At 67.3% G+C, this 21,944-nt stretch carries 24 protein-coding genes; 8 read left to right on the plus strand and 16 right to left on the minus strand.

Annotation, left to right across the window (positions count from 1 at the left end; translation table 11 throughout):
• Positions 1–44: 44 nt before the first annotated feature.
• The 4 genes from M1D55_RS08775 to M1D55_RS08790 form a co-directional block, all read right to left on the minus strand.
• Positions 45–1,700, minus strand: coding sequence for a methyl-accepting chemotaxis protein (locus tag M1D55_RS08775; RefSeq protein ID WP_456280673.1), 1,656 nt, complete (start codon positions 1,698–1,700; stop codon positions 45–47).
• A gap of 36 nt (positions 1,701–1,736) precedes the next feature.
• The gene (locus tag M1D55_RS08780) at positions 1,737–2,219 is read right to left on the minus strand and encodes a chemotaxis protein CheW (RefSeq protein WP_456280674.1); all 483 of its coding nucleotides are present in this window, start codon (positions 2,217–2,219) and stop codon (positions 1,737–1,739) included.
• 227 nt (positions 2,220–2,446) lie between these two features.
• The gene (locus M1D55_RS08785) at positions 2,447–2,842 is read right to left on the minus strand and encodes a response regulator (RefSeq protein WP_232204319.1); all 396 of its coding nucleotides are present in this window, start codon (positions 2,840–2,842) and stop codon (positions 2,447–2,449) included.
• Between the two features lie 215 nt (positions 2,843–3,057).
• Positions 3,058–4,998: a putative bifunctional diguanylate cyclase/phosphodiesterase gene (locus tag M1D55_RS08790; RefSeq protein WP_064577343.1), complete on the minus strand. Its 1,941-nt coding sequence runs from the start codon at positions 4,996–4,998 to the stop codon at positions 3,058–3,060.
• Positions 4,999–5,786: 788 nt separating this feature from the next.
• Here M1D55_RS08790 and M1D55_RS08795 point away from each other — a divergent pair.
• Positions 5,787–6,092, plus strand: a complete 306-nt coding sequence (locus tag M1D55_RS08795; RefSeq protein ID WP_006577758.1) for an H-NS histone family protein — start codon at positions 5,787–5,789, stop codon at positions 6,090–6,092.
• A 137-nt stretch (positions 6,093–6,229) separates the two neighbouring features.
• On the opposite strand, the gene galE is transcribed toward M1D55_RS08795, so the two are convergent.
• Both galE and M1D55_RS08805 read right to left on the minus strand, forming a co-directional pair.
• Positions 6,230–7,249 (minus strand): UDP-glucose 4-epimerase GalE, encoded by a 1,020-nt coding sequence (galE, locus tag M1D55_RS08800; RefSeq protein WP_456280675.1) that lies wholly within the window; start codon positions 7,247–7,249, stop codon positions 6,230–6,232.
• A 59-nt stretch (positions 7,250–7,308) separates the two neighbouring features.
• Positions 7,309–8,325 carry a tyrosine-type recombinase/integrase gene (locus M1D55_RS08805; protein WP_456280676.1) on the minus strand — a complete coding sequence of 339 codons (1,017 nt, stop codon included), beginning with the start codon at positions 8,323–8,325 and terminating at the stop codon, positions 7,309–7,311.
• 252 nt (positions 8,326–8,577) lie between these two features.
• Between M1D55_RS08805 and M1D55_RS08810 the strand changes: the two genes are divergently transcribed.
• The 3 genes from M1D55_RS08810 to M1D55_RS08820 all read left to right on the plus strand — a co-directional run bounded on the left by M1D55_RS08810 (position 8,578) and on the right by M1D55_RS08820 (position 10,523).
• On the plus strand, positions 8,578–9,567 hold the full coding sequence (locus M1D55_RS08810) for an NAD(P)H-dependent flavin oxidoreductase (RefSeq protein WP_006577756.1): 990 nt from the start codon (positions 8,578–8,580) through the stop codon (positions 9,565–9,567).
• Positions 9,568–9,830: 263 nt separating this feature from the next.
• The gene (locus M1D55_RS08815) at positions 9,831–10,103 is read left to right on the plus strand and encodes an AbrB/MazE/SpoVT family DNA-binding domain-containing protein (protein WP_053824417.1); all 273 of its coding nucleotides are present in this window, start codon (positions 9,831–9,833) and stop codon (positions 10,101–10,103) included.
• Between the two features lie 9 nt (positions 10,104–10,112).
• On the plus strand, positions 10,113–10,523 hold the full coding sequence (locus tag M1D55_RS08820; protein WP_456280677.1) for a type II toxin-antitoxin system PemK/MazF family toxin: 411 nt from the start codon (positions 10,113–10,115) through the stop codon (positions 10,521–10,523).
• A 67-nt stretch (positions 10,524–10,590) separates the two neighbouring features.
• Here M1D55_RS08820 and M1D55_RS08825 read toward each other — a convergent pair whose 3' ends face one another.
• Entirely contained in the window at positions 10,591–11,133 is a 543-nt protein-coding gene (locus M1D55_RS08825; protein ID WP_023264889.1) for a PadR family transcriptional regulator, read from the minus strand.
• A 220-nt stretch (positions 11,134–11,353) separates the two neighbouring features.
• Here M1D55_RS08825 and M1D55_RS08830 point away from each other — a divergent pair, with 220 nt between their 5' ends.
• Positions 11,354–11,590: a hypothetical protein gene (locus tag M1D55_RS08830; RefSeq protein WP_064577342.1), complete on the plus strand. Its 237-nt coding sequence runs from the start codon at positions 11,354–11,356 to the stop codon at positions 11,588–11,590.
• A gap of 172 nt (positions 11,591–11,762) precedes the next feature.
• On the opposite strand, the gene M1D55_RS08835 is transcribed toward M1D55_RS08830, so the two are convergent.
• The 7 genes from M1D55_RS08835 to M1D55_RS08865 all read right to left on the minus strand — a co-directional run bounded on the left by M1D55_RS08835 (position 11,763) and on the right by M1D55_RS08865 (position 18,857).
• A complete protein-coding gene (locus M1D55_RS08835; RefSeq protein ID WP_456280678.1) occupies positions 11,763–13,232 on the minus strand; it encodes a SulP family inorganic anion transporter in 1,470 nt (489 codons plus the stop codon).
• Between the two features lie 237 nt (positions 13,233–13,469).
• Positions 13,470–14,477: a Bug family tripartite tricarboxylate transporter substrate binding protein gene (locus M1D55_RS08840; protein ID WP_006577750.1), complete on the minus strand. Its 1,008-nt coding sequence runs from the start codon at positions 14,475–14,477 to the stop codon at positions 13,470–13,472.
• 66 nt (positions 14,478–14,543) lie between these two features.
• A complete protein-coding gene (locus tag M1D55_RS08845) occupies positions 14,544–15,275 on the minus strand; it encodes an SDR family NAD(P)-dependent oxidoreductase (RefSeq protein WP_006577749.1) in 732 nt (243 codons plus the stop codon).
• A 256-nt stretch (positions 15,276–15,531) separates the two neighbouring features.
• Entirely contained in the window at positions 15,532–16,734 is a 1,203-nt protein-coding gene (gene pcaF, locus M1D55_RS08850) for a 3-oxoadipyl-CoA thiolase (protein ID WP_023264891.1), read from the minus strand.
• 89 nt (positions 16,735–16,823) lie between these two features.
• Complete coding sequence (locus tag M1D55_RS08855; RefSeq protein WP_456280679.1) at positions 16,824–17,471, minus strand: CoA transferase subunit B; 648 nt, start codon at positions 17,469–17,471, stop codon at positions 16,824–16,826.
• 40 nt (positions 17,472–17,511) lie between these two features.
• Entirely contained in the window at positions 17,512–18,210 is a 699-nt protein-coding gene (locus M1D55_RS08860) for a 3-oxoacid CoA-transferase subunit A (protein ID WP_006577747.1), read from the minus strand.
• Positions 18,211–18,650: 440 nt separating this feature from the next.
• On the minus strand, positions 18,651–18,857 hold the full coding sequence (locus M1D55_RS08865) for a dodecin (protein WP_053824425.1): 207 nt from the start codon (positions 18,855–18,857) through the stop codon (positions 18,651–18,653).
• A gap of 243 nt (positions 18,858–19,100) precedes the next feature.
• On the opposite strand from M1D55_RS08865, the gene M1D55_RS08870 reads away from it, so the two are divergent.
• Positions 19,101–19,709, plus strand: a complete 609-nt coding sequence (locus M1D55_RS08870; RefSeq protein WP_456280680.1) for a phospholipase D family nuclease — start codon at positions 19,101–19,103, stop codon at positions 19,707–19,709.
• 2 nt (positions 19,710–19,711) lie between these two features.
• On the opposite strand, the gene M1D55_RS08875 is transcribed toward M1D55_RS08870, so the two are convergent.
• Positions 19,712–20,059 carry a hypothetical protein gene (locus M1D55_RS08875; RefSeq protein ID WP_006577745.1) on the minus strand — a complete coding sequence of 116 codons (348 nt, stop codon included), beginning with the start codon at positions 20,057–20,059 and terminating at the stop codon, positions 19,712–19,714.
• A gap of 160 nt (positions 20,060–20,219) precedes the next feature.
• On the opposite strand from M1D55_RS08875, the gene M1D55_RS08880 reads away from it, so the two are divergent.
• Both M1D55_RS08880 and M1D55_RS08885 read left to right on the plus strand, forming a co-directional pair.
• On the plus strand, positions 20,220–20,666 hold the full coding sequence (locus M1D55_RS08880) for a hypothetical protein (RefSeq protein WP_006577744.1): 447 nt from the start codon (positions 20,220–20,222) through the stop codon (positions 20,664–20,666).
• A gap of 284 nt (positions 20,667–20,950) precedes the next feature.
• Positions 20,951–21,163, plus strand: a complete 213-nt coding sequence (locus M1D55_RS08885; RefSeq protein ID WP_064577332.1) for a hypothetical protein — start codon at positions 20,951–20,953, stop codon at positions 21,161–21,163.
• Between the two features lie 117 nt (positions 21,164–21,280).
• Here M1D55_RS08885 and M1D55_RS08890 read toward each other — a convergent pair whose 3' ends face one another.
• The gene (locus M1D55_RS08890) at positions 21,281–21,673 is read right to left on the minus strand and encodes a hypothetical protein (protein ID WP_006577742.1); all 393 of its coding nucleotides are present in this window, start codon (positions 21,671–21,673) and stop codon (positions 21,281–21,283) included.
• Between the last annotated feature and the right edge of the window lie 271 nt (positions 21,674–21,944).

Here is a 21,944-nt window from a genome sequence, read left to right on the forward strand (position 1 = left end):
CGCCTGCCGGCGTCCGTGCCCGATCGCCCGTCAAAAACCCATCATCACGCGCGTGCCAGCCGCGGCGCCGCAGTGTCGGGCACCGCCGCGGCGCGCGGACGCTGCGGGCGCGGCTCGGCGTGCAGGCTGACGCGGAACACCGCCACCGCGTCGCGCAGCCGCGCGGCCTGGTCCTCGAGCGAACCGGCCGCGGCGGCGGCCTGCTCGACCAGCGCCGCGTTCTGCTGCGTGACCTCGTCCATCTGCGCCACCGCCTGGTTCACCTGCTCGATGCCCGAGCTCTGCTCGGCCGACGCCGCGCTGATCTCGCCCATGATGTCCGTCACCCGCTTGACCGCCTGCACGATCTCGCCCATGGTCTGTCCGGCCTGGCCCACCAGCGCCGAGCCGTTGTCCACCCGCGCCACCGTATCGCCGATCAGGCCCTTGATCTCCTTGGCCGCATTGGCGCTGCGCTGCGCCAGGCTGCGCACCTCGCCGGCCACCACCGCGAAGCCGCGGCCCTGCTCGCCCGCGCGCGCCGCTTCCACCGCCGCGTTCAGCGCCAGGATGTTGGTCTGGAACGCGATGCCCTCGATCACGCCGATGATGTCGACGATCTTCTTGGACGCACCGTTGATCTCGTCCATCGTCTGCACCACCCGGCCGACCACCTCGCCGCCCTTGACCGCGGTCTCCGACGCGTTGGCCGCCAGGCCGCTGGCCTGGCGCGCGTTGTCCGCGTTCTGGCGCACCGTGCCGGTCAGCTCCTCCATGCTCGACGCGGTCTCTTCCAGCGACGCCGCCTGCTGCTCGGTGCGCTGCGACAGGTCGTTGTTGCCGGCGGCCACCTGGCGCGTGGCCGTGGCGATCGCGCTCATGCCTTCCTGGATCTCGCGGACGACCGACAGCAGGCTGCGCTGCATGGTCTGCATCGCCTTGGCCAGCGCGCCGATCTCGTCGTTGCTGGAGAACTCGTAGCGCGTGGTCAGGTCGCCGGCGCCCAGGCGCAGCGCGAAGTCCAGCATCTCGCGCATCGGCCGATGCACCATCGCCAGCAGCGCCGCGCCGGTGGCCATCGCCGACAGCCCCGCCAGTACGAAGCCGCCCCACAGCCATGGCCGCAGTGCCGCGCGCGTCTGCGGTTCGGCCAGCAGCTCGAAGGCGACCAGCGCCGCCAGGAACCATGCCAGGCCCACGCCCTGCGACAGCATGATGCGGCCGCGCAGGCCCAGGCGGCGCAGCCCGTCGATCCAGCCCAGCGGCCCGCGGCGGACCACCGCGCCCTCGCGGATGCGGATGCCGCCGGCGTTGCCGGCGCGAACGCGCGCGTACGCGGCCTGCGCCGCCTCGATCTGCTCGGTGCTCGCCATCGAGCGCACCGACGTATAGCCGACGGTCTGTCCGTCGACGCGGGTCGGCGTCACCGTCGCGCTGACCCAGTAGTAGTCGCCGTTCTTGCGGCGGTTCTTGACCAGCCCGACCCACGAGCGGCCCGCCTGCAGCGTGCGCCACAGGTCCTCGAAGGCCTCGGGCGGCATGTCGGGATGGCGCACCAGATTGTGCGGAGCGCCGAGCAGTTCCTCGGCGGTAAAGCCGCTGACCTCGATGAACGCGCGGTTGGCGAAGGTGATGCGGCCCTTCAGGTCGGTGCGCGAAATCAGGTAATCGTTGGGCGCGAGCTTGTATTCGCGCGCGGTGACAGGCTGGTTGTTTCTCATGACGTTGTGCTGCTCGATTCGTTCGGGGTGCGCGCGTCAGGCCGCGGCGGCGGCTTCGATCGCGGCCAGCTCCTCGGTCGCCAGCAGCTTCTCGATATCGACCAGGATCAGCATGCGGTCTTCGACCGAGCCGAGGCCGCGGATGTATTCGGTGTCGAGATTGCCGGAGAACTGCGGCGTGGGCTTGATCTGGGCGGGGGTCAGCGTCAGCACGTCGGAGACGCCGTCGACGACGATGCCCGTGGTGCGATGGTTCAGGTCGACGATGATGACGACCGTGTACTGGTCGTAGCTGACGGTCTGCTGCTGGAACTTGATGCGCAGGTCGACGATCGGCACGATGGTACCGCGCAGGTTGATCACGCCCTTCAGATAGGCCGGCGCGTTGGCGATCTGCGTGACCGCCTCGTAGCCGCGGATTTCCTGCACCTTGAGGATGTCGACGCCGTATTCCTCGCGACCCAGCGTGAAGGCGAGAAACTCCTCGCCGCTTCCTTCGGTCCTGATGTTGACGTTCATCTTGCGCTCCCGCTCCCCGGTTGTGGCCGTCGTTGCACGCTGGCGGAGTGCACCCCAGCCGGCCCGACCGCCTTTATTGACCACTGCGTGGCAACTGCCCTGGCAACTGCATGGCGATGGCGCCGCGATGGCGCGGCCCCAAGGGCGCCCGCGAACGGCGCGCGCCTCGCCCCTTGCTGGTTATCGGCAGTTCCGATGCGCGGCTGAAGGGTCGGAAGCGGCCGGAATTACCCCTCTTCGGAGGGGGATAGCAGCGCGGCGACCGACTGCATCAGCTGATCGGGATCGAAGGGCTTGGGCAGGAAGCCGCTGGCGCCTGCCTCGCGCGCCTGCGCGCGGATCTGGCCGTCGGCCTCGGTGGTCAGCATCAGGATCGGCATCGCGGCGTAGCGCGTCGTGGCGCGCAGCCGGCGGATCAGCGTCAGGCCGTCCATGCCCGGCATCACCTGGTCGGTGACCAGCATGTCGAACGGCTGCGCCGGCGATGCGGCCTCGGCCGCCGCGTGCGCCTCGTCGCCGTCCCCCGCCTCGGCGACGTCGTAGCCGCCGGCGCGCAGGCAGGCGGCGATCATGCGACGCAGGGAAGGCGAATCGTCGACGACAAGAATGCGTTGAGCTGGCATGGCGGCTACCTCGAAACGGCGGCGGATCGGCCGGCATGGTCCGTGTGGCGATCCGTATGCTGTGCTGGTCGGCGCCGGCCCCTGCCGGCGCATCGCTGCGGCGCGTGCCGCCATATCGGACCGGAATCGGCCCCATACCGCGGCGCTGTGCGCCAACCAGACTTATCGGCCGGCAGGCTCGCTTCCTTTAGTTCGCAGGTTCCGAGGCGTGGCGTTCAGCGGCGCGCAGTGGTCAGCAGGTCGGCGAAGCCGGCGGCTTCCATCGGGCGGGCCAGCAGATAGCCCTGCACTTCGTCGCAGCCCATGCGCGCCAGGATGTCCAGTTGGGCCTGCGATTCGACGCCCTCGGCTACCACGCGCATCCGCAGCTCGTGCGCCAGCGCGACCATCGAGCCGACGATGGCGCGGCCCTGCGGATCCGACTCCAGGCCGCCGATCAGCGTGCGGTCGATCTTCAGCGTGCCGACCCGCAGCCGCTTCAGATAGCCCAGGCTGGAATAGCCGCTGCCGAAGTCGTCCAGCGCGACGTGGATGCCGAGCGCCTGCAGTTCGGTCAGCGTCTCCAGCGACTGCGCGATGTCCTTCATCGCCGCCGTCTCGGTGATCTCGAGCGTGATCGCCGACGGCGGAATGTCGTGCTGGTGGATCTGCTCGAGCAGGTACTGCGGGAAATCGCGGCTGGCGAAGCGCAGCCCCGACACGTTGATCGCGACCGGGACCACCGGCAGGCCGGCGTCCTGCCACTCGCGCACCTGGCTGCAGACGCTGGCGATGACCCAGTCGTCCAGCTTGTCGATCTGACCGGACTGCTCGGCCACCATGATGAATTCGGCCGGATTGACCGCGCCGAGCGTCGGATGGCGCCAGCGGCAAAGCGCCTCGGCGCCCACCACGGTGCGCGCGTCGACGTCGAACTTCGGCTGGTATTCGAGCGACAGGCCGTCGTCCTGGATCGCCAGCCACAGGTCGCGGCGGATCACCCGCATGCGGCGCGCGCGCTCGCCGGCGGCGGAATTGAAGGTGCGCACCTGGTTCGAGCCGGATTCGCGCGCCTCGGACAGGCTGACGCGCGCCGCCTGCATCAGCCCCTCCGAACTCTGCGCGTCGCGCGGATAGACCGCGATGCCGATATTGACGCCGATCTGCATCTGCAGGCCACGCGCGGTGACGAACTCGGAGATCGACGCCAGCACGCGCGAGCCGAGTTCGTGCGCGCGATTCGAATTGAGCAGCGCCGGGACGCCGACCGCGAACTCGTCGCGGGCCAGACGCGCCAGGAAGTCGTGCGGCTCCAGCGCGGCCTGGGCCAGCACGCTGGCGTCCTGAGCGAGGATGTCGTCGGCGCGCACCTCGAAGACTTCATCGACCTCGCGGAAGTCGGCGATATGGATCAGCAGCACCGCGCAGCTGGTCTCGGCCAGCCGCGCATGGGCGATCGACTGGTCGAGCCAGCGGGCGAACGCCGCGCGATCGGGCACATCGGTCGCCACGCTGTATTCACCGACGGTCGCCTGGCCGCGCCCCACGGGACGGACCGTCAACCGGCCCGGCATGCGGCCGTTCAGCCGGCGCACGATCCGCGCCGGCAAACCCGGCGACGCGCCGCCGTTGCGCTCGCTCTCGGGCTCGCCGGCATCGCTGAGCAGGACGTCGCGTTCGCGCTGCGGCGCATGGCGGCGGTCCAGCAACGACAACAGCGCGAACGCCGCCGTCCCCAGCACGGCCAGGCCAAGGCCGAACCAGGCCGGATGCAGCAGGTTCACCGCATCGATGCAGGCGGTGCGCGAGGCCGCGCCGCCGCACTGGTGGCCAAGCCCGATTCCTGCCGCGGCGATCACGCCCGCGCCGGCCAGCGTCGCCAGCATGGCGGCACCGCGCCAGTACGCCAGCGCGCGGTGCAGCCATTGGGCCAGCACCGTCGTCGCGATGCCGCCCACGAACGCGGCCAGCGCCTGCGACCACTCCGCTGAACGCGGCACCGAGCCGGACAGCAACACGACCCAGACCGGCAGGCCGATCGACGCCTGCGACACCAGTCCCGCGGTCAGGGCCATCATGCGGCCGGACCATCCCGTCCCATCGCGGCCACGGCCGACAGCGCGAAGGCCGACGGCGATGCCGAGCAGGATGGCGAGCAGCAGAACGCTAAAACTCATATCGAAGGGGGCGCTGCGGAATGCGTGTAGGTGGCGCCGTCAGGCTCGGGCCCGCAGGCCGGCGACGGGACGCCCTTGGTATTGCGGAACCGCGTCGAGCGCGGCAAATCGTGGTGCGGGACCCCGGCGCACCGTGCACGCACCGGCTGCCGTCGGCCGCCGGGTCGGCATCGCCCGGGACGTTAGCATAGCCACCGCACGCAGTGCACGCGACGTCACCTTATTGCAACGAAAGCAGTCGGTGATCGCACGTTGCCTGGCTTCACCCGCGCTGGCAGCAAGCTGTGCGCGGACATTCGACGACGAAGACAGGACAAGGCGACGCAAGGACATGGGACGACTCGATCGATCAGTAGCGGCGGACAGTCCGCCAACCTGCCGGGCGACAGCCCATGCTGTGGGGATATCGACCGCCGGTGGGGATTACTTGAATCGGGGAATGGCGGCGGGGTCCCTGTGGCGGAGATCCGTGACGCCGACGGGCAATGGAAACGCGCCGAGGGCAACATCGCATCCGTTTTACCGCGCCATATTGCACAAAACGAATGCGACAAACGAAAGAGCCAGGCCCATGGCATCACGAAACCACGCCGGCGAGGCGGCAATCGCATGGAATCCGGCCAAACATGACGCCGGCGACAGACCGGCGCGAGAAAAGTTCATCATGAAAGGTTTCGTGACCGATTTTGTCAAAAATCGGTTTCAACCTGCGCCAGCATTTGCATCGCTATCGCAGGCCGTTATAATTCATGCCGTTCATCTCGCCCACCGTAATCAGAGGTCTCAAAATGGCAACCTATCAGGAAATCGTTCAGAAAATCAACGAATTGCAGAAGCAAGCCGAAGAGATCAAGGCACGAGAGCAGGCAGCGGTAATCGACGATATCCGCAAGAAAATCGAAGAATATGGCTTGACCGCCGAAGATCTCGGTTTTGGCAGCAAGGCGGTACCCGGCAAGAAAACCGCGCGCAAAGTGCCCGTGCGCTATCGCGACAGCGCTGGCAATACCTGGACGGGCCGTGGCAAGCGCCCCGGCTGGCTGACCCAGGCGCTGGCCTCCGGAAAATCGATCGACGACTTCCTGGTGCGATAAAGGCAGCATCCGCCGGGACGCCTTGCGGCGTCACCACACCGGCAGCCCCAGCCACCGGGATTGGGGTCGGGGCAATAAAAAAACCGGGCCAAACCCAGGCCCGGTTTTTCATTGCGGCAATCGGCGAGGATCGTCCCTCAGGACGCAAACCCCAGCGGATTCATCGACTGCCAGCGCCACGAGTCCGCGCACATCCGGTCCAGATCGTGACGCGCCTGCCAGCCGAGCAGGCGCTGCGCCAATGCCGGGTCCGCATAGCACGAGGCAATATCCCCGGGGCGGCGGGCGACGATTTCATACGGAATCGATTTCCCGCTGGCGCGGCGATACGCTTCCACCACCTCCAGCACGCTGTAACCCCGGCCCGTTCCGAGGTTGACCGTCATTCCCTCGCCGCGCTCGTTCAAATAGCGCAGCGCCGCCAGATGGCCGTCGGCCAGGTCGCAAACGTGAATGTAGTCGCGCACGCCGGTGCCGTCCGGGGTCGGATAGTCGCCGCCAAACACCATCAGGCGCTCCCGGCGGCCCGCCGCCACCTGCGCCACATAGGGCATCAGATTGTTCGGCACGCCGCCCGGATCCTCGCCGATCAGGCCGCTTTCGTGCGCCCCGACCGGGTTGAAGTAGCGCAGATACCCAATACGCCAGTGCGGGTCGGCGCGTTCGAGATCGCGCAGGATCTGCTCGCCCATCAGCTTGGTCTGGCCGTAGGGATTGGTCGCCGACAGCGGGAATTCCTCGCGGATCGGCACCGTATGCGGATTGCCATAGACGGTGGCCGAGGAGCTCAATACCAGCGTCTTGACGCCGGCCCCCTGCATCGACGCGCACAGCGTCAGCAGGCCGTTCAGGTTGTTGTCGTAGTAGGCGAGCGGCTGCGCCACCGATTCGCCGACCGCCTTCAGCGCGGCGAAATGGATCGCGCCGCCGATCTTGTGCTCGGCGAACAGTCGGTCCAGCAAGGCGCGGTCGCGCACGTCACCCTCGACGAATCGCGGCGTCTTGCCGGAAATGGTGGCGATCCGGTCGACCACCGCACGGTTGCTGTTGGACAGATTGTCCAGCCCGACCACGTCGTAGCCGGCCGCGAGCAGTGCAACCCAGGTATGCGAAGCGATATAGCCGGTGGCACCGGTCAGCAGCAGAGTGTCTGGCATCGTGAACTTTATCGATTGAACATGCGGACGGCGGGGCCGAGCCACCGCCGTCAGGGGCGTTATGGTAACCCGGCCGGCGATCCCGCCCCGGCCGCGGCAAGCTGGCCGCTGCGCGCCTGCCAGGCGGTATACGCCGCGTGCAGCCGCCAGCCCGACTCCAGATCGCGCATGCCCAGATACTGTGCGACGGTGGCCGGCTCGGCGCCGGCCTCGAAATGCAGCGCGCCATAGCTGTTGCGCAGCGTCTGCGGCGAGGCGCGCTCGGTGCGTCCGTCCAGCACGCCGGCCTCGTCCAGCAACTGCTCGACCCGCCGGTACAGCGAGGCGGCGTGCAGCGGCCGCCCCGCGGGCTGCGCCGGAAAGACCAGCGTGCCGAGCGTGCCGCCCGCCTCTCGCACCGCCAGCCAGGCAAGCAGAGGCCGGCGGGCGAAGTCGAACACGGGCGCGCGATAGGTGCGGCCGTTGTCGGTACGGGTCAGCCGCAGCTCGCTGGCGTCGGACGCAATGCTGTCGAGCCGCAGCCCGCGTACCTCGCCCACCTTGAGGCCGGCGCCCAGCATCGTGGCGACCACCGCGATGTCCCGCGCGCGCTTCCAGGCGGTCGCGCTCGGCGTGGCATCCGCGTCCGGCATCGTGACCGGTTCCAGCACACGCGCCACCACGGCGTCGCGCTCGGCCGGCAGCAGGAAGGGGGTCGGATCGTTGTCGCCTTCGGCCACATGGGCCCGCACCGCCTGGCTGCCGGGGTTATGCAGGCCCGCCTGCTGCAGCGACAGGTAGTGAAAGACGCGCTCGATCAGCCGCGTATAGCGATAGCGATGGCGCTTGTGGAGCCCCTCGGCATCCAGGAAGGCGCCGATCTGCGCGGCCGACCACGACAGCGGCGCGACGCCATGTTCGCGCGACCAGCGCAGCAGCTTGCCCCACATGGCCCGATAGACCACCGCGGTGCCATGGCCAAAGCCATGGACCGCCAGCCAGCCATCGAAAGCCCGCTCGGGATCGGCATGCCAGTCCGCCAGATTGCCTTCGAACAGATCGCGGCCCGCGGCTGCCGGTCGAGGATCGTCGCTCACCTGCACTCCTGCTGATTCATTGGGCACATTGTAGACAAGGCGCCACCGCGTCCCCACGCAGCGGATGCGCGGCACCGTACGGTAATCGCCCGGCGCAAGCGTCACAGCGCGCCAATGCGTTGGTCACGGGTATTGAAAGCCTGCGAACGCCGTGCTAACTTTCGATTCACTATGCAACTGGTTGCATATCGATGCAGCCATCGATCGCAGCCATCCAACGAACACAACCCTTCTTTACGAACCGAGGCCGCCATGTCCCTTCCTCCGCTCCTGCAACGCCTGCGCCTGCCAGTGGTGTGCTCGCCGCTGTTCATCATCTCCAATCCCGATCTGGTGATCGCGCAGTGCAAGGCCGGCGTGGTCGGCTCCTTCCCCGCGCTGAACGCACGGCCGGCCTCGCTGCTGGAGGAATGGCTGGACCGCATCACCACCGAGCTTGCCGAGCACGACGCCAGGCATCCGGACCGCCCGTCGGCTCCGTTCGCGGTCAACCAGATCGTGCACAAGTCCAACGACCGGCTGGAGCACGACCTGGAGCTGTGCGTGCGCTACAAGGTGCCGATCGTGATCACCTCGCTGGGCGCGCGTGTCGAGGTCAACCAGGCGGTGCACTCGTACGGCGGCATCGTGCTGCACGACATCATCAACAACACGTTCGCGCACAAGGCGATCGACAAGGGCGCCGACGGCCTGATCGCGGTCGCCGCGGGCGCCGGCGGCCATGCCGGCACGCAGTCCCCGTTTGCACTGCTGCATGAGATCCGCGAGTGGTTCGATGGTCCGCTGCTGCTGTCGGGCGCCATCGCCAGCGGCAACGGCATCCTGGCGGCGCAGGCCGCGGGCGCCGACCTCGCGTATATCGGCTCCGCCTTCATCGCCACCGAGGAAGCCAACGCGCAGCCGGCCTACAAGCAGATGATCGTGGACAGCACGGCCGGCGATATCGTCTATTCGAACCTGTTCACCGGCGTGCACGGCAACTACCTGCGCCAGAGCATCGTCAACGCCGGCCTCGATCCGGAAGCACTGCCCGCCTCCGACCCGACCGCGATGAACTTCGGCTCGAACCGGGTCAAACCGTGGAAGGACATCTGGGGCGCCGGCCAGGGCGTCGGCGCGATCAAGCGCGTGGTACCCGCCGCCGACCTGGTCGACCGCTTCGCCGAGGAATACGCGCTGGCGCGCCGCCGGCTGGGGCTGGCTGACGTCGGCGCGGGCGTTGGGGTGAGGGATCTGGTGTAAACGAAACCGGACGGGGGACCGTCCTGGCCCCCGTCTCCATTGCAGTGAGCCAGATTGACACCCCCTATTCACGTATCTACACTGTAGATACGTGAGGACGCCGCACCGCAGCCGTCCCGTTACCAAAGTTATGAATTGGTTGACGGTGGAGCTAAAGAATGGAGCTGTCTGCGATATAGCCTGCGATCCCGCTCCCCGAACATGACGACCAGATCACGGGGGGCTCTCCTCACGCGCGAAGTTTGAAAGTGGAGGAACAGCTAATGACCGCATTGACAGTGAAGCGTTGGGGCAACAGTCTTGCTCTTCGCATTCCGTCGTACTTGGCAGAAGAAGCAAATATCACTGAGAACGCGGTGATAGAGGCGACGGTACTTGAGGGGAAATTGGTCCTGGAGAAGAAGGCCGAGCCTTCCTTCTCGCTGGAGGAGTTCATCCTCGAACTGCAAGCCGGGCATGAGGTCGAGGCTACCGTTGATTGGGGAGCTCCGGTAGGCAATGAATTTGGTGCCGCGGGCAATCCTGATAACGACTGATGATTGTCTATGCGATCAACCACGACGAGCGGCACGGCAATCGGCGCGTTCGCAACGGCCGACGTTCAGCATCGAGTTCCCCAAGCGGGTGAAATCTGGTGGATGAGCCTCGATCCAACGAAGGGACATGAACAAGCGGGCTTCCCGCCCATACTGGTGTTGTCGCCGGCAGGAATCAACGGCCCGACAAAGCGCTTTATCGGGGTTCCGCTGACGACCTCTCTCGCGCCCGCCGGCACCGCTCGTGCCCGCATGCAAGTGCGTATATCGGGCATGCCGCGCGAATGCGCGGCCTTGCCGGATCAAATCACCACGTTGGATTGGATCGCCCGAAGTGCCCGCTATGATGGGCAATGCGCGACCGAACAGGAACTCAAAGAGATTCGGCTGCGGGTGGCAGCGATCTGCGGTATCGGTTAGCGAAGTCCCATTCCATATCGACATCCTGGTGCGGCGATGGCGGGCAACAACACCATTGCCGCGCGGGCTACCGCCCGCCCTCCGGCTCCAGCAACGGCAGCACCGCCGTGCCCCACGCCACCCAATCTTCTTCGTAACGGATCCCGCGGCGCAGCAGCGCATGCCGCAGCTGTTGGGCGCGGTCCGGGTGCGGAGCGGCGAAGTCACGCTGCTCGATCGCGCGATAGGTTGCCAGCCGTTCTTCGTGCAACGCGATCATCCGCCGCATCTCGTCGCCCAGTCCGAGCGGGCCGGCCACCGCGTCGGCGCGCAGCTTGACCAGGATCTCGTCGCGCTGGTCCAGCCCGGCCGTCGGCGACAGCACCCAGCGCACCAGCTCCTCCCGCCCCGCCGGCAGCACACGATAGACCTTCTTGCGGCTGCGCGCGTCCGTTTCGTCGTCCTGCGCTGCAATCCAGCCGCGTTCGGCCATGCGGCCGAGTTCGCGATAGATCTGCTGGTGGGTGGCGTGCCAGAAATAGCCGATCGACTTGTCGAAGCGCCGCGCCAGTTCGTAGCCTGACGAGGGCTTCTCCATCAACGAGGTCAGAAGGGCGTGCTGGATCGACATGCGGACGATGGGAGCGAAATGCGCGCCGGAATGCGCGCAAAGCGCCAATGGTAGCGCATGGAGGCGGCGCGCAAGCCATCGGCTCGGCGCTGCACCCTATTGCTCGCAATATGACAAATCGAGCCGATGGCTAGGCCAGAATTAAAAAAGGTGAAATAGCAAATCGGCTGGCGCTGCAATACATTGGAAACAAAGCCGCATTTGATCAGGAACAGCCGCCATGCCCGGATCGCACGATCTCGCCGAGGAGCGGGATATTCCGTGGGAAGGCGACGGTCCCTCCGCATTGGAAGGCCGAATCGCCGCCCCAACCAGCGCCGCCCCGTCCAGCGCCATCTATTACCGCCTGCCGGATACCCCGGTCGGCCATCACATCAAGGAGTATCCCAGCGGGCTGCGCCAGCTGGTCCGCTTTGTCGGCGTCGAGGAACAGGTGGTCAAGGTCAGCCTGAACTGAGGCCGAGTCAAGGCCCAGGCCAAGACCCCAGCCCGCCCGACGCCCAAGCCGAGGCAGCCGCGCTGCCGCGGCCCCCAACGATGTCTCCTCCTGCCCGGGTGGGCCGGAACTCGAGCTCGCTGCCAGTCGCGAGCTTTTTTTTGCCGCCGCTGCCGGCGATCAGCACCGGCAATCAGTGCGCCGGCAATTCCCGGGCATCCCCGCCCTTGTCGTGCAACGCAAAGCGCTCGACCATCGCCGCGCTGCCCGCATTCAGTCCGACCACCTCGACGTCAATTCCAGCCCGCCGCAGTTTGAGCACGACCTTGTCGAGCGCCCCGATCGCGGTGATGTCCCAGAAGTGAGCCCGGCTGACATCGATCCGAATGCGTTTGACCTCTTCTTTGATGTCGAAGGCGCGGACGAACTGGTCGGCGCAGGCGAAGAACACCTGGCCCGTCACCGTGTAGACACGCACGCCGCCCTCCAGCGACGACGCGACATCCAGCATCCTGCCCACCTTCCACGCGAAGAACACGCCCGACAGCAACACGCCGACCAGCACGCCGCGGGCCAGATCGTGAGTCATCACTACCACCGCGACCGTGGCAATCATCACGATGCTGGAGCTGGGCGGGTGCTCGCGCAGGCGGCGAATCGAGGCCCAGTTGAAGGTGCCGATCGACACCATGATCATCACCGCAACCAGCGCCGCCATCGGAATGCGGGCGACCCAATCGCCCAGGAACACCACCATCACCAGCAGCAGCACGCCGGCCACCAAGGTAGACAGACGTCCGCGGCCGCCGGATTTCACATTGATCACCGACTGCCCGATCATTGCGCAGCCCGCCATGCCGCCCAGCAGGCCGGCGGCGATATTGGCCACGCCTTGCCCCATGCATTCGCGATTCTTGTCGCTGGGCGTGTCCGTCATGTCGTCGACGATGGCCGCGGTCATCATCGATTCGAGTAGCCCGACCACCGCCAGCGTCGCCGAATACGGCAGCACGATTGCCAGCGTCTCCAGGTTCAGCGGCACCTGCGGCAGCAGGAACATCGGCAAGCTGTCCGGCAGCTGGCCCATGTCCCCGACGGTGCGGATGTCCAGCCCGAGCAGCATCGACACCGCGGTCAGCACGACGATCGTCACCAGCGGCGACGGCACGGCGCGCGTGATCCGCGGCAGCAGATAGATGATCGCCAGGCCGGCGGCCACCATCGCGTAGACGTGCCAGCTGACGCCGATCAGTTCTGGCAGCTGCGCCATGAAGATCAGGATCGCCAGCGCATTGACGAAGCCTGTGATCACCGAGCGCGACACGAAGCGCATCAGCACGCCCAGCCGCAGCCGGCCAGCCAGGATCTGCAGCACGCCGGTCAGCACGGTGGCGGCCAGCAGGTATTGCAGGCCGTGCTCCTTGACGAGGGTGACCATTACCAGCGCCATCGCGCCGGTGGCGGCCGAGATCATGCCAGGCCGTCCGCCGGCGAAGGCAATGACTGTGGCAATGCAGAAGGACGCGTACAGGCCGACCTTCGGATCGACGCCCGCGATGATGGAAAAGGCGATGGCTTCGGGGATCAGCGCAAGCGCGACGACGGTGCCGGCGAGCACGTCGTTGCGGATATTGCCGAACCATTGCTGGCGCAAGGAAAGCATGGGTCTGGTCTATGGAGGGCGCCGCGCGCGATCACAACCGCGTTGCGACGAAAGCTGGGGAAGGCGAATCGGAGTGCAGTCCGGCGTTCGGGCGTGGCATGGGGATGCCGGCCGGAAGCTGCGCTGAAAGCCGCGGATTATACCGGCCCCCAAAAAACGACGGCCATGAAAAAGCCGGCCCGAAGGCCGGCTTTCCCGTCGTTGCGCCGCGCGAACCCGGCGCGGCATCCGCAACGATCAGTCCACGGTCGCGCCCGAGGCCTTGACGACCTTGGCCCACTTGGCCGCTTCGGTCTTCATGAAGGCAGCCAGTTGTTCCGGCTTCTCGGGGTTGGGCTCGGCGCCCTGACCGGCCATCTGCTTCTGCACGTCGGGCATGGCCAGGATCTTGACCACTTCGGCGTTCAGGCGATCGACGATGGCCTTGGGCGTGCCGCCAGTGGCGTACAGCGCGAACCACGACGTCGCTTCATAGCCCGGCACGCCGGCTTCCGCGACGGTCGGCACGTCCGGCAGCGCCGGCGAACGCTTGGCCGAGGTCACGGCCAGCGGGCGCAGCTTGCCGGCCTTCACGTGCTGGTACGACGACGGCAGGTTGTCGAACATCAGGCCGATCTGGTTGCCCAGCAGATCGTTGACCGCCGGGGCGCTGCCCTTGTACGGCACGTGCTGGATGTTCAGCCCGGTCATCGAGTTGAACAGTTCGCCCGACAGATGCATCGACGAGCCGTTGCCCGACGAGCCGTAGCTGATCTTGTTCGGATTGGCCTTGACGTAGGCGATCAGCTCCTTGACGCTCTTGGCCGGCACGTTGGGGTTGACCACCACGAGATTCGGCACCATCGCGACACGGGTGATCGGCGCGAAGTCCTTGACCGGGTCGTACGGCAGCTTCGAGTACAGCGACTGGTTGATCGCGTGCGTACCGATGGTGCCCATGAACAGCGTGTAGCCGTCGCCCGGCGCCTTGGCGGCCAGCGAGGCGCCGATGTTGCCGCCCGCGCCCGGACGGTTCTCGATGACCACCGGCTGGCCGAGCGCCTTGCCCAGCTGCAGGCCGACGATGCGGGCCAGGATGTCGGTGGTGCCACCGGCCGAGAACGGCACGATCATCGTGATCGGCTTGGTCGGATAGCCATCCTGCGCGTAGGCAGCGCCGGAGACGCCGGCGAACGTGGTAGCCAGCGCGACGCCGGCGGCCAGCAGGCGGCGGCGCGCCTGCGACGGTTGCGAGTTGAACTTCATCGTATGCTCCAGGGAGTTTCCTCGGTGGCCGTCCATGCGGGCCACGACTTGTAATAGGGGCCGCGCCTAGACCGGTGCGACGCCCAGCGTGGTACCGCCACAGACGTACAACACCTGTCCGGTGACGAAACCATTTTCGGGAGAGAGAAAGAACAGCGTGGCGCGGGCCACGTCCTCGGGCGTGCCCATGCGCTTGACCGCGATGCTGGCCAGGATGCGCTTGGTCTGCTCGCTGCCCTCGGGATTGCTGCGGCGGAACAATTCGGTGGCGATCGGCCCGGGCGCAACCGCGTTGACGGTGATGCCGTCGCCGCCGAGCTCCATCGCCAGCGTGCGCGTCATGCCGACCATGCCAGCCTTGGTGGCGGAGTACACCACGCGCTCGGGCTTGCCCAGCGCCGCGCGCGAGGCCATGTTGACGATGCGGCCGAAGCCCGCGGCGCGCATTGCCGGCAGGCAGGCCTGCGTCAACAGCAGGCTCGCCTGCAGGTGCAGGCCGACCACGTAGTCGAGATCCTCGACGGTCGCGCTATCGGCGGTGCCGGGACGGGTCGCGCCGGCATTGTTGACCAGGCGCGTGATGGCGAAACGCGACGTCACCTCGGCAGCCGCCGCGCGCGTGGCCGCGGCGTCGGTCAGGTCCGCCTGGAAAAAGGTCATGTTGGGATGCGACCAGCCCGGGGCGGCATAGTCGACATTGACGACGCGGGTCACGCCGTCGGCCAGCAGCATTTCGCTGATGGCGCGGCCGATGCCGGAACTGGCGCCGGTGACGAGCGTGGCAACGGGAAGAGACATCCGATTACTCCATGCCGGTATGGAACCGGTACTGCGAAGATTCAGCAGAAGTTCAGCGCAAATTCGGGCGCAAAGAAAGCGTGCGGCGGACCGGCGAGCCAGTCGGCCCGGCCGCACCAACTGCGTTGGGAAATCTGTCGCAACGCTGAGCGTCGGCGCCTGCCTTGGTCAACGGCAGGCGCGCCGCAAAACTTGAGCGGATCGAGCGGCTTGAGCAGCTCAAGCGTCCTCTCGGCGCTGCGAATGCGGGCGCCGCTCAGACGCGCTCGATCACCATCGCGATACCCTGGCCCACGCCGATGCACATCGTGCACAGCGCGAAGCGGCCGCCGGTGCGATGCAGCTGGTACATCGCGGTGGTGACCAGGCGCGCGCCGCTCATGCCGAGCGGGTGGCCCAGCGCGATCGCGCCGCCGTTCGGATTGACGCGCGCATCGTCATCGGCGACGCCGAGCTCGCGCAGCACCGCCAGCCCCTGCGCGGCGAACGCTTCGTTCAGCTCGATCACGTCGATCTGGTCCATCGTCATGCCCAGCTGCTTGAGCAGCTTCTGCGTGGCCGGCGCCGGGCCGATGCCCATCACGCGCGGCGCCACGCCGGCGGTCGCCATGCCGACGATGCGGGCCTTCGGCGTCAGGCCGTGCTGGCGCGCGGCGGCCTCGCTGGCGAGCAGCAGCGCGCAGGCGCCGTCATTGACGCCCGAGGCGTTGCCGGCGGTCACGGTGCCGTCCGGACGTACGACGCCCTTGAGCCTGGCCAGCGCTTCCATGCTGGTGGCGCGCGGGTGCTCGTCGCGCTCGACGACGATCGGATCGCCCTTCTTCTGCGGGATCGTGACCGCGGTGATTTCCTGCGCCAGCGTGCCGTCGGCCTGCGCGCGCGAGGCCTTTTCCTGGCTGCGCAGCGCCATCAGGTCCTGGTCTTCGCGGCTGATCTTGTAGTCGGTGGCGACGTTCTCGGCGGTCTCGGGCATCGAGTCCACGCCGTAGGCCGCGCGCATCGCCGGGTTGATGAAGCGCCAGCCGATGGTGGTGTCGAAGATCTGCGCGTCGCGCGAGAACGCGGTGGTGGCCTTGCCCATCACGAACGGGGCGCGGCTCATGCTCTCGACGCCGCCGGCAATCATCAGCCCGGCTTCGCCGGCGCGGATCGCGCGCGCGGCGGTGCCGGTCGCGTCCATGCCCGAGCCGCACAGGCGGTTGATGGTCGCGCCGGGCACGCTTTGCGGCAGGCCGGCCAGCAGCAGCGACATGCGCGCAACGTTGCGGTTATCTTCGCCGGCCTGGTTGGCGTTGCCGTAGATCACGTCGTCGATCGCGCTCCAGTCCAGGTTCGGATTGCGCGCCATCAGCGCCTTCAGCGGTACCGCGCCCAGGTCGTCCGCGCGCACCGCGGACAGGCTGCCGCCGTAACGGCCGATGGGGGTGCGGATCGCGTCGCAGATAAAGGCTTCGGTCATGGTGTCTCGTCCTTGGTTTCAGTGGTGGTGGCGGCGGTATCGGCAGCAACTGCGATCCGTCGCCATCGGATGGTGCATCAGGCGGGGCATCAAGCGGGCTGCGCCTGCTTCAGCGGCACGCCGGTCAGGCGCTGCAGCTCGTCGAACGACAGGCCTTCGACCAGGTCGCGGGCGACCAGGCCGTCCGGGGTCACGTCGATGGTGGCCAGGTCGGTGTAGACGCGGGTCACGCAGCCGATGCCGGTCAGAGGATACGTGCATTCGGGAACGATCTTGCTCTCGCCCTGCTTGGTCAGGTGTTCCATCATGACGAACACCTGCTTGGCGCCGATCGCCAGGTCCATCGCGCCGCCGACGGCGGGAATCGCGCCCGGCGCGCCGGTGTGCCAGTTGGCCAGGTCGCCGGTGGCCGACACCTGGAACGCGCCGAGCACGCAGTAGTCCAGATGGCCGCCGCGCATCATCGCGAACGAATCGGCGTGATGGAAAAACGAGGCGCCGGGCTTGATCGTGACCGGCTGCTTGCCGGCGTTGATCAGGTCGCCGTCTTCCTCGCCGGGCGCGGGCGCCGGGCCCATGCCCAGCAGGCCGTTCTCGCTGTGCAGCAGGATCTCGCGGTCGGCCGGCAGATGGTTGCCGACCAGGGTGGGCAGGCCGATGCCGAGGTTGACCACGGCACCGTCCGGAATGTCTCGGGCCACGCGGGCGGCCATCTGATCGCGGGTCAGGCGTTGCATATCGCTTCTCTCTTCGATGCGGGTTGGGCGCGTCCGCGCGTCAGGCGGCATTGGCCGCGGCGTTGTCTGCGGCAGCGGCGTCGACCTTGACGACGCGCTTGACGAACAGGCTCGGCGTCACGATGTGCTCGGGGTCCAGTTCGCCCAGTTCGACCACGCGGCTGACCTGCACGATCGCGCATTTGGCGGCCATCGCCATGATCGGGCCGAAGTTGCGCGCAGTCTTGCGGTAGGTCAGGTTGCCCCAGCGGTCGGCGGTGTCGGCCTTGATCAGCGCGAAGTCGGCGTGAATCGGCGACTCGAACACATAGCCCTGGCCGTCGATGATGCGGGTTTCCTTGCCCTCGGCCAGCGGCGTGCCGTAGGCGGTGCGGGTGAAGAAGCCGCCGATGCCGGCGCCGGCGGCGCGGATGCGCTCGGCCAGGTTGCCCTGCGGCACCAGTTCCAGCTCGATCTGGCCGGCGTGGTACAGCGAATCGAACACGTAGGAATCGACCTGGCGCGGGAACGAGCAAATGATCTTGCGCACGCGCTTGGCCTTGAGCAGCGCGGCCAGGCCCGTTTCGCCGTTGCCGGCGTTGTTGTTGACGATGGTCAGGTCGCGCGCGCCCTGGGCGATCAGCGCATCGATGAGTTGCGCCGGCATGCCGGCGAGGCCAAAGCCGCCGATCATGATGGTCGCGCCATCATGGATGTCGGCCACCGCCGATTCCACCGAGTCGAAGAGCTTGTTGATCAATTGCGTTCCAGTCGAGATGGCCTGGCCGGACCGGCCGGAGCCCGCCGCCCGACGTGTCGGGCGGCCGCTGGAAGCGTCGTCTCCGGAGGGTTCTGCCTGGCGTGGTTCCGGGCGCGCCGTGGCGGCGCCCATAAAGGCCCTAGCAGTCAAACGATGGTCCGTCATGCGGACTCTTGTTGTTGCCGATGTTCGCTATACGAACTTCAATTCGCAGAATGAACACCAATGCAGAGGGTACACCCGTGGGGTTCCGGGGTCAAGGCGGGAGCCTGGGCGCCCCTGCAGAGATGGAAGTGAAACCGCAAGCCGCGCGCCGCTTCAGCGGAACAGTCAGGCAGCAGCGAGGAACACCAAAGGAAGGAAGAAAGGAAGGAAGGAAGGAAGGAATCCAACACGGCGGCGGCGGCCGCGGCATGCGCGGCGCCAGCCGTGCGGCACGCTCATTCGACGCGGAAGCCGACTTTCAACGTGACCTGGTAGTGCGCGATCTGGCCATTGACGATATGGCCGCGCATTTCCACCACCTCGAACCAGTCCATGTTCTTGATGGTCTCCGACGCCTTGGCGAGCGCGCTGCGGATCGCGGCATCGGTGCCGTCGGGCGACGTGCCGACGATTTCGACGAGCTTGTAGGTGTGATTCGACATCGCTTGCCTCCAGGGTTGGGCGCCGGGCTGCTGGCGCCTGGGTTGGGATAACCGATCGGCGTCGGCATGTGCCGGCACGCGTTTCATCATAGGCAGCCGGGCCGCGCCGTTCCAACCGCCTTGCCTTTGCGTGCTCGCGCTGCTAACTTCCCCGCCTCGCAACGTTTCCATTTCGATTCGTTATTCAATTGGCTACCATTGCCGCGAGCGGCGCGCTCCGCGGCAACGCATTCACGCTGTCTCATGTCCTTTGTGTTTCGCGCGCCCGCCATCGTCGCCGGCGCCCTGTTGTCCGTTCTGCTTTCTTCTTCGCTGCTGGCGCCCGCCGCGTCCGCGCGCATCCTGCCCCGCAGCGGCGAAGCGCCGATAGCCCCCGCCGACGGCGCGCGCAGCTTCGCTGACGGCGCCAATTACGCGCTGTGCTTCACGCCCGATGGCGAGAGCTGCCAGGCCATGCTGGTCGACGCGATCCGCAATGCGCGGCGCAGCGTGCTGGTACAGGCGTATTCGTTCACCAGCAAGCCGATCGCCGAGGCGCTGATGCAGGCGCGCAAGCGCGGGGTCGATGTGCGCGTGATCCTGGACAAGAGCCAGGTGTCCGAGCGCTATACCAGCGCCACCTTCCTGAAGCACCAGGGCATCGAGGTGATGATCGATTCGCGCCCCGCCATCGCGCACAACAAGGTGATGATCTTCGACGGCGAGGCGGTCTTCACCGGCTCGTTCAACTTCACCAAATCGGCCGAGGAACGCAACACCGAGAACGGCATCCTGATTCGCGGCGATGCACGTCTGGTCAAGCGCTACGTCGACAATTGGCAGAGCCGGCATCGGCTGTCATTGCCGTACTAGGCTCAATCGTTGTCCTCCGAGGCCGCGCCGCCACGGCGCCCGCGCGAGCCGTACAGATCGGTTTCCTCGAGGCCGCGCTCGATATCGCGCGCGGCCTGACGTCCCACCGGCCTGCTGCCGGTGTGCTGGCTCTGATGCGATTCGTCGCGCTCGTGCGGCAGGCGCGGCATCGGTTCGCCGCCGCCCTTCTGCGGCAGCGTGCCGGGGTCCGGCTGCGACTTCTCGGCCAGCGGTCCCGGCCCCTCGCTGGTTCCCTGTGCCGTTCTTTCTCCCGTCGTCTCGCCCTGCGGCCGTCCGCCGGCCTGACCCTGCCGCGGTTCACGTTCCGGATGCGTCGGTTGCTTGGTCATATGCCCTCCCCTGACCGAATGTTGACCATCGACGACACGCAAACGCCATACCTGCGTCGTGTCATGCCCGGGCGCCCGGCTTGAAATCATGTTGCGGCGCGGTGGCACGCCCATTGCACGACACCAAGGCGCGGCATTTCGCCGCTGATGGAGACCAGCAATGAAACAGCAACAGCAACCGCAGGCGCAGCAAGGCGGCACCGAAAAGGGTGGCATGGGCCAGGGTGGCCAATCGTCTCAGCAGCATCAGCAGAGCGGCAGCCAGACCGGCCAGCAGGGCGGAATGGGTAACCAAAGCGGCCAGGGCGGTCAGCAACAGCAAGGCGGTCGCCAGGGCGGTCAGCAGGGCGGCATGGGCCAGAGCGAAGGCGGCATGGGCGGCATGGGCGGCCAGTCGCAGCAAGGCGGCGGCCAGAGCGGCCAGCAGGGCGGAATGGGTAACCAAAGCGGCCAAGGCGGCCAGCAGCAGCAAGGCGGCAGGCAGAGCGGCCAGCAGAGCGGCATGGGTGGCCAGAGCGGCGGCCAGCAACAACAGCAGTCCGGCACCAGCGGCCAGCCTGGGCAGCAGTCCTCGGGCGGACAGTCGGGCCAGAACCGCGAGCGGTAATTGCCGATGATCGGCTGCCTTCCATCGGCAGCAAAGGGACGCATCCGCGTCCCTTTTTTCTTCCTGTTCCCTCCCCTTCTTACGACCCGTGAAAATTCCTCACGGCATCGCTGTGGTCATTCGCTGACAACGCAATCCGCCGATCGCCGAGGCCGCGCCGCGGATCAAGCCGACGTGCCGCGCGCGCCGTCGCTCCTACGCTGGTAAGCAAGAACGCGAGATCGCGCCGCCGTGCTGCGTTCGCGAGCGCGGCATCGCGTTACCAACATCAAGGGGAGCGTGCGATGCAAGGCAAGACGACGACCCTGCGCGAGGCCGCGCAGAAATGGCTGCCGCTGTCGGCCAGCCACCCATGCCGGGTCACCCGTTTCGGACATACCGGCAGCGGCCGCGTGCCCTATGCGTGCATCGGCTTCGAACGCGCGGGAAAACGGCTGTCGATCGTCTTCTTCCGTCATCGCGACGGTTCGTGGTACGTGTTTCCGCCGCTGCGATAGAGGGACACCGATCGACAGCATTTAGTGGCGGCCTCGTTGAAACGACAGGAGCGCGGCGGGCCGATGCCCGCCGCGCTCCTTGCTGTCCCCGGTACTCGAATCGATGCAGCCGGCCGATCAACCTCCGTCGAGGAACTGGCTGCGCTTGCCGACGCGCGAGCCCAGCGTCGACAGGTCGTGATAGTGCGTGTCGTGATTCTCCATGCGCGCGTCGTAGCTGCCGCTCATCGGCATCGGCTGCGTGCCCGCCGGCGCCAGATACTGCTGCGTCGGCTGGTTGGTGCCCTGCGTATACGGATCGAACTTGTCGCCCACGCGCGCGCCGCTGCTGTACGGATCGCGCGTGCCTGCCGCGGCCGGATTGGCGGGATCGTATTGGCCCGCCGGTGCGGTACCCGGCGCGGTGCCGGTGGCAGCGCCGCGGTCACCCGGCACCTGCGCCAGCGCGACGCAGGAACCGGTCAATGCCAGCGCGGCGAGCGCGCTACGTACGAGGTGGTGTTTCGTCATGTTGTTCACTCCTGAGACGGCCCATGCATGCCGCGATGGCGCGCGCGTTGGCGGCACGCCCGCGGCCACGCCAGGCGGGTTCGTGATCAGGCCCTGCCGGCACGGCGATGCCCCGCGCAGGACCCGGCCTACGCCGCCCATGACGCGAAACGCATGCCAGAAACAACAGGTCTTCCACGCGCGGCCGACACGCTTCGCCGCGCGCCACGGCGACGCAATGGCTCGCGGCAATCACCGCAGGCCGCGCCGCGGCGACACGCGGCCATATCGC

Source organism: Cupriavidus sp. JZ107 (assembly GCF_053903255.1).

Excerpts from the sequence above, each read along its gene's own strand:
- M1D55_RS08775 (WP_456280673.1), bottom strand. The coding sequence starts at position 1,700 with ATGAGAAACAACCAGCCTGTCACCGCGCGCGAATACAAGCTCGCGCCC.
- M1D55_RS08780 (WP_456280674.1), bottom strand. The coding sequence starts at position 2,219 with ATGAACGTCAACATCAGGACCGAAGGAAGCGGCGAGGAGTTTCTCGCC.
- M1D55_RS08785 (WP_232204319.1), bottom strand. The coding sequence starts at position 2,842 with ATGCCAGCTCAACGCATTCTTGTCGTCGACGATTCGCCTTCCCTGCGT.
- M1D55_RS08790 (WP_064577343.1), bottom strand. The coding sequence starts at position 4,998 with ATGAGTTTTAGCGTTCTGCTGCTCGCCATCCTGCTCGGCATCGCCGTC.
- M1D55_RS08795 (WP_006577758.1), top strand. The coding sequence starts at position 5,787 with ATGGCAACCTATCAGGAAATCGTTCAGAAAATCAACGAATTGCAGAAG.
- galE (WP_456280675.1), bottom strand. The coding sequence starts at position 7,249 with ATGCCAGACACTCTGCTGCTGACCGGTGCCACCGGCTATATCGCTTCG.
- M1D55_RS08810 (WP_006577756.1), top strand. The coding sequence starts at position 8,578 with ATGTCCCTTCCTCCGCTCCTGCAACGCCTGCGCCTGCCAGTGGTGTGC.
- M1D55_RS08815 (WP_053824417.1), top strand. The coding sequence starts at position 9,831 with ATGACCGCATTGACAGTGAAGCGTTGGGGCAACAGTCTTGCTCTTCGC.
- M1D55_RS08820 (WP_456280677.1), top strand. The coding sequence starts at position 10,113 with ATGCGATCAACCACGACGAGCGGCACGGCAATCGGCGCGTTCGCAACG.
- M1D55_RS08825 (WP_023264889.1), bottom strand. The coding sequence starts at position 11,133 with ATGTCGATCCAGCACGCCCTTCTGACCTCGTTGATGGAGAAGCCCTCG.
- M1D55_RS08830 (WP_064577342.1), top strand. The coding sequence starts at position 11,354 with ATGCCCGGATCGCACGATCTCGCCGAGGAGCGGGATATTCCGTGGGAA.
- M1D55_RS08835 (WP_456280678.1), bottom strand. The coding sequence starts at position 13,232 with ATGCTTTCCTTGCGCCAGCAATGGTTCGGCAATATCCGCAACGACGTG.
- M1D55_RS08840 (WP_006577750.1), bottom strand. The coding sequence starts at position 14,477 with ATGAAGTTCAACTCGCAACCGTCGCAGGCGCGCCGCCGCCTGCTGGCC.
- M1D55_RS08845 (WP_006577749.1), bottom strand. The coding sequence starts at position 15,275 with ATGTCTCTTCCCGTTGCCACGCTCGTCACCGGCGCCAGTTCCGGCATC.
- pcaF (WP_023264891.1), bottom strand. The coding sequence starts at position 16,734 with ATGACCGAAGCCTTTATCTGCGACGCGATCCGCACCCCCATCGGCCGT.
- M1D55_RS08855 (WP_456280679.1), bottom strand. The coding sequence starts at position 17,471 with ATGCAACGCCTGACCCGCGATCAGATGGCCGCCCGCGTGGCCCGAGAC.
- M1D55_RS08865 (WP_053824425.1), bottom strand. The coding sequence starts at position 18,857 with ATGTCGAATCACACCTACAAGCTCGTCGAAATCGTCGGCACGTCGCCC.
- M1D55_RS08870 (WP_456280680.1), top strand. The coding sequence starts at position 19,101 with ATGTCCTTTGTGTTTCGCGCGCCCGCCATCGTCGCCGGCGCCCTGTTG.
- M1D55_RS08875 (WP_006577745.1), bottom strand. The coding sequence starts at position 20,059 with ATGACCAAGCAACCGACGCATCCGGAACGTGAACCGCGGCAGGGTCAG.
- M1D55_RS08880 (WP_006577744.1), top strand. The coding sequence starts at position 20,220 with ATGAAACAGCAACAGCAACCGCAGGCGCAGCAAGGCGGCACCGAAAAG.
- M1D55_RS08885 (WP_064577332.1), top strand. The coding sequence starts at position 20,951 with ATGCAAGGCAAGACGACGACCCTGCGCGAGGCCGCGCAGAAATGGCTG.
- M1D55_RS08890 (WP_006577742.1), bottom strand. The coding sequence starts at position 21,673 with ATGACGAAACACCACCTCGTACGTAGCGCGCTCGCCGCGCTGGCATTG.